The organism is Mesorhizobium sp. M5C.F.Ca.IN.020.32.2.1 (genome assembly GCF_004023105.1).
GTDB lineage: Bacteria > Pseudomonadota > Alphaproteobacteria > Rhizobiales > Rhizobiaceae > Mesorhizobium > Mesorhizobium wenxiniae.
Map to the genome: position 1 here is coordinate 1 of NZ_RZSX01000494.1, position 4,790 is coordinate 4,790.

3 protein-coding genes are annotated in these 4,790 nt (G+C 62.4%); 1 reads left to right on the forward strand and 2 read right to left on the reverse strand.

Annotated elements, in window-relative coordinates; translation table 11 throughout:
• Both EOA86_RS22590 and EOA86_RS22595 read right to left on the reverse strand, forming a co-directional pair.
• The coding region (locus EOA86_RS22590) for a DUF882 domain-containing protein (RefSeq protein ID WP_128343662.1) at nt 1-990 on the reverse strand (990 nt) is incomplete at its 3' end.
• 379 nt (nt 991-1,369) lie between these two features.
• On the reverse strand, nt 1,370-2,905 hold the full coding sequence (locus tag EOA86_RS22595; RefSeq protein ID WP_128343663.1) for a sigma-54 dependent transcriptional regulator: 1,536 nt from the start codon (nt 2,903-2,905) through the stop codon (nt 1,370-1,372).
• A gap of 193 nt (nt 2,906-3,098) precedes the next feature.
• On the opposite strand from EOA86_RS22595, the gene EOA86_RS22600 reads away from it, so the two are divergent.
• Nucleotides 3,099-4,790: M3 family oligoendopeptidase (locus EOA86_RS22600; RefSeq protein ID WP_164891908.1), on the forward strand; the 1,692-nt coding region annotated here is incomplete at its 3' end.

Genomic DNA, 4,790 nt, shown 5'->3' on the forward strand with positions numbered 1-4,790 from the left:
CAGCGGCACACTGCGCGCCGGCAGCGCCGCGATGATCGTTTCCGGCGTGTCCTCCTCCGGTTCCGGAGCAGGCGCATCGGCGATTTGCGGAATCTCGGCGCGCTTCGCATCCTGAGGCGACACGATGGCAATGCCCGGAAGCTTGCTGTTCTTGGCGGCCGGCGCCGGCTTCGCGGTCGCCAGCTTCACGCTCTTTGACTTCGGCGCTGGCGCGGCCGCCACATCGGCGCTGTCATCGGCCTCGTCTTCACCGCCGCCGAAGAAAGCCGCCAGCAGACCACCGGACTTTTTGAAACCGCCACCTGCGCTGGCCAGTTCGATGGCGGGAGCGCCGGCGCCCTTGCGCGCCTTGTAGGAGGCGAGCGCCTGTGAATAGCCGGGCAGCGGCTTGCCGTCGCTCGGCACATGCAGCGTCTTGCCATTGGGGAACACACGCGCCAGTTCCTGGCGGCTGATGCCCGGCCAGTGGCGCACATTGCCGACATCCATGTGGACAAAGGGCGAGCCGGACCTCGGATAATAGCCGACGCCGCCGCCCTGCATCCGCAGACCGATGTCGCGCAGTTTCTTCAGCGGCACGCCGGGAATGTAGAAGTCCATGGCCTTGCCGAGCATATGCTGGCTTTTCTTGGCGACGCCCCTGCTGCGGCTGCGCAGCATCGAGTTGGTGGACGACGAACGATAACCGCAAACGACCTGGATATAGTCGGTGGCACCGCTCTGCCGGTAAGCCTCCCAGACCAGGTCCAGCAGGCGCGGATCCATCTTGGTCGGCTCGTTGCGGCGCCAGTCGCGCAGGATGACGTTGATCTTTTTCAGACCCGCCTGGTCGTAGCGACCGCCGCGCTTGAAGACGATCTCCGCCTTCTCTTTGGTGTGGAGGTTATAGAGTTTCAGCGAACGTGTCTGGGCGCTGGCGCCGGTCGCAGCCGCTGTAAGGAAGCCAAAGGCGAGAATCACTGCTGCCAGCCATCTCGGCCAGACGCTCATGTGATAATGCCGCCCGTTTGTGTGTCGTTCGACTTTGTTCAAATCAAAAGGCCTTGCAGGCTGCCGTTTGTCCCCGGATTTGACCAACGGATGCGGTGGTGTTCGCATCCGAATATCGATCCTAATGGTTAATCATCGCTTATTGAAGCCGAAATGCGGTAACACCGTGGCAATATCCCGTCAAAAATATTGCGCGGGGTTTCTTGGTAAACTGCTGGTTTAGATCATGTTTCGGCCTTTGCCTGAACACGATCTGTTACCGGCTGCCTCAATGCGTGAACACTGCCGGCAAGCGCGTCACCCCGACGCGCGTCACGCCCGGTCGATGACTGTCGATTGTCCTTGTGCCAGGCTGACAAGCTGGTCCGGACCTGCTTAGTCAGGACGCAAGCCGGTCGATACGGCCTGTTTCCGGATCGATGCCGTACTCCTTGAGCTTCCTGTAGAGCGTGGAGCGGCCGATACCGAGGCGGCGGGCAACTTCGCTCATCTGGCCGTTGTAATGGTCGACGGCGAGCTTGATCATTTCGAGTTCGACGTCGGCCAGCGCGCGCACATTGCCGCGTTCGTCGAGTGCCCGCAGCGTGCCGAATCGGGGCTGCGGCCTGGCCGGCGGATCGAGCTCGGTTGCAGCGATGCCGTTATCGGCCGGCACGTCCTCGCCAGGCGGCGCGATGACCAAAGGCGACGCGTGCAACGCGCCATCCGCATCGAGGTTGACGGTGCCCTCGACCTGCGCCCGGATCTGCGGAAACTCCTCTTCGGTCAGCACATCGCCTTCGCAAAGCACCGAGGCCCGGAAGACGGCGTTTTCCAGCTGCCGGATGTTTCCCGGCCAGTCGTAGGCCTGCAGCATGGCGAGCGCCGCAGCCGAAATGCCGTGCAGGCGGTGACGTGGATCGGTGGGCGCAACCTTCTCCAGGAAGTGCTCGACCAGATAAGGGATGTCGTCGCGACGATCGCGCAGCGGCGGCACGAAGATCGGATAGACGTTCAGGCGATAGAACAGATCCTCGCGGAATTTGCCGTCTTTGACCTGCTGCAGAAGATTGCGGTGTGTCGCCGAGATTAGCCTGATGTCGACCCTGATGGTCGAACGCCCGCCGACCGGATCGACCTCACCGTCCTGCACGGCGCGCAACAGCTTGACCTGCACGTCGAGCGGCAGGTCGCCGATCTCGTCGAGAAATAGCGTGCCCGAATGCGCTTCGACGAACTTCCCGGTGTGTTTTTCGGTGGCGCCGGTGAACGAGCCCTTCTCGTGGCCGAACAGGATCGATTCGACCAGATTGTCGGGGATGGCGCCGCAATTGACGGTAACGAAGGGTTTTGAGCGGCGATCGCCGCTGCCCTGGATGGCGCGCGCCACCAGTTCCTTGCCGACACCGGATTCGCCCTCGATCAGGATCGGGATGTTGGACGCGGCCGCCTTCTGGCCGAGACGGATCACCCGGTCCATCGCCGGGCTGTGCGTGATCATGTCCTTGAAGGTCAGATGGCCGCCGCGCCGCCGCGACGTGCGCTTCACTTCGCCCTCGACCGCCTCGACCTTGAGCGCATTGCCGATCGATGCCTGCAGCCTATCGGGAGATGCCGGCTTGACGACGAAATCGAAAGCACCATGACGCATGGCCGAAACGACGGTCTCGATGCCACCCTGGGCGGTTTGTACGATGACCGGAACTTGGATGCCGCGCTCACGCATCGCCTTCAGCACGCCGATGCCGTCGAGGCCCGGCATGACGAGGTCGAGGATGACCACCGACACGTCGCGCGCGTTGGGCCCGTCGAGCGCGTCGAGACCGGCCTCGCCGCCATCCGTGATGATCGCGCTGTGGCCGAATTTCGTCACGGCCGCCTCGAGCAGCCTGCGCTGCACGGGATCATCATCGACTATGAGTATGGAACCTGTCATGACTGGTTCAACGATGCTCGCCCAATATGCCCACCCAAGGGAATCCGCCCTATGGATCATCTTGGCACAGGGTTCTAAATAAGGTTTCAAAAAACCCGGTGAACGAATTCCTTAGGATTTGACCGGCTTTCTCATACCCATTTGAATCTTTGAGTCTGGCCGCTTGGGTCCTGCAATCTGGAAAGTATCGGCAATGCGCATGGTTTTTGGTCGGCAGCTTGCGGCGGCAGCGTCCGGTCAGGGCGCGGCGGAGCTTGGCGACCTGCCGGAATGGGATCTCGCAGATCTCTATTCGGGGATGGACGCCCCCGAGCTGAAGCGGGACATCGCCAGGGCGGCGGCCGATGCCATCAGCTTCGAGAGCCGCTGGAAAGGCACGCTCGCAGCCGAGGCGGAGCGTGCCGACAGCGGCAGGCTGGGCGAGGCACTTGCCGAATATGAGGCGCTGGAGGAACTGATCGGCCGGATCGTCTCCTATGCCGGACTGATCTATGCCGGCAACACCGCGGATCCGCAGCGCGCCAAGCTCTATGGCGACATTCAGGAGAAGATGACCGACGCCAGCGCGCATCTTCTGTTTTTCGCGCTCGAACTGAATCTCATCGACGACGCCGCGATCGAAACCGCGCTTGCTGCCGATCCCGCATTCGCTCACTACCGGCCGTGGGTGCTCGATCTGCGCATGGACAAACCCTACCAGCTGGAAGATCGCGTCGAGCAGCTTTTCCATGAGAAGTCGGTTACCGGACGCGGCGCCTGGAACCGCTTGTTCGACGAAACGATGACCGATCTGCGCTTCGACATCGATGGCGAGGAGCTTACCCTGGAGCCGGCGCTGAACCGCCTCCAGCACGCCGATGGCGAGGTGCGCCGCCGGGCCTCTGAAGCGCTGGCCGCAACCTTCCGCAAGAATCTGCGCACGTTCACGCTGGTCACCAACACGCTGGCCAAGGACAAGGAGATTTCCGACCGCTGGCGCGGCTTCGAGGACATCGCCGATTCTCGCCATCTCGCCAACCGCGTCGAGCGCAGCGTGGTGGATGCGCTGGCCTCAGCCGTTCGCGACGCCTATCCGCGTCTGTCGCACCGCTACTACCAGATGAAGGCGCGCTGGCTCGGCATGGAAGTGATGAATCACTGGGACCGCAACGCGCCGTTGCCGGAGACCCCGCAAGCGATCATCGGCTGGGACGAGGCCAAGAACACGGTGCTTTCCGCCTATCAGCGCTTTTCACCTGACATGGCGGAGATCGCCCGGGTTTTCTTCGACCGCAACTGGATCGACGCGCCGGTAAGGCCTGGCAAGTCGCCGGGCGCCTTTGCGCATCCGACCGTGCCGTCGGCGCATCCCTATGTTCTGCTCAACTACATGGGCAAGCCGCGCGACGTGATGACGCTGGCGCATGAGCTTGGTCACGGCGTGCATCAGGTGCTGGCTGCAGGCCAGGGCGCGCTGATGGCCTCGACGCCGCTGACGCTGGCCGAGACCGCATCCGTCTTCGGCGAGATGCTGACCTTCCGTTCGCTGCTGGACCAGACCACGGATAAACGCGAGCGCAAGGCCATGCTCGCCCAGAAGGTCGAGGACATGATCAACACGGTCGTGCGCCAGATCGCTTTCTACGAATTCGAACGCAAGGTGCATGCCGAGCGCAAGAACGGCGAACTGACATCCGACAGGCTCGGCCAGTTCTGGCTGGAAGTGCAGGCGGAAAGCCTCGGGCCGGCGATCAAGCTGCGCGACGGTTACGAGGTCTTCTGGACCTATATTCCACACTTCATCCATTCGCCCTTCTACGTCTACGCCTATGCTTTCGGCGACTGCCTGGTGAATTCGCTCTATGCGGTCTATCAGAATGCCGAGCGTGGCTTTCAGGAGAAATAT